A 697-nucleotide genomic window follows, 5' to 3' on the forward strand; every position below is an offset into this window, starting at 1 on the left:
CCTGCGGCTACGGCGACCGGCGCGGCCTGCCCGCCGCCCCCGACCGGGTCGCCGTCGCCCCCGGGGCCCCCGCGCTCCTGGTGGCCCTGACCGCCGCCATCGGCGGGGACGTGCTCGTGCCGAAACCCTGCGCCGCCTGGTGGGTCCCGTACGCGCGCCTGCTGGGCCGCCCCGTCTTCCACGTGCCGACCCCGGCCGAGAACGGCGGCGTCCCCGACCCGTACGCCCTGCTGGAGACGGTGCGCAGGCTGCGCGCCGAGGGCGGCGACCCGCGGCTGCTCGTGCTGTCCGTCGCCGACGACCCCACGGCCACCGTCGCGCCGCCGGAACTGCTGCACGCCACCCTGGAGGCGGCCGTCGGCGAAGGGCTCCAGCTGGTCAGCGACGAGACCTGGCGCGACACCCTGCACGCCCCGCAGGACACCGTGCTGCTCAGCCCCGCCGAGATGCTGTCGGACCGGGTCACCGTCGTCACCGACCTGGCCGGTGCGCTGCTCCCGCCGGGCTGGCCGGCCGCGGTGGCCCGGTTCCCGGCGGGGGAGGACGGCCACGCGCTCCACGCGCGGGTGCTCGACGTGCTCACCGCCCTCGACGCGTGCGTCGCCGCCCCGGTCGCCGTCGCCGCCGGGTACGCGCTGTCCGAACCGGAACCGGTCACCGCGCGCGTCGCCGCCACGACCCGGCTGCACGCGCGGGT

Annotated in this window: 1 protein-coding gene; it reads left to right on the forward strand. The window is 78.9% G+C overall.

Features of this window, described 5'->3' with window-relative positions:
- Nucleotides 1–697: aminotransferase class I/II-fold pyridoxal phosphate-dependent enzyme (locus tag G3I53_RS02235; RefSeq protein ID WP_164437982.1), on the forward strand; the 697-nt coding region annotated here is incomplete at both ends.

It is taken from the genome of Streptomyces sp. SID14436 (assembly GCF_010548465.1).
Lineage (GTDB): Bacteria > Actinomycetota > Actinomycetes > Streptomycetales > Streptomycetaceae > Streptomyces.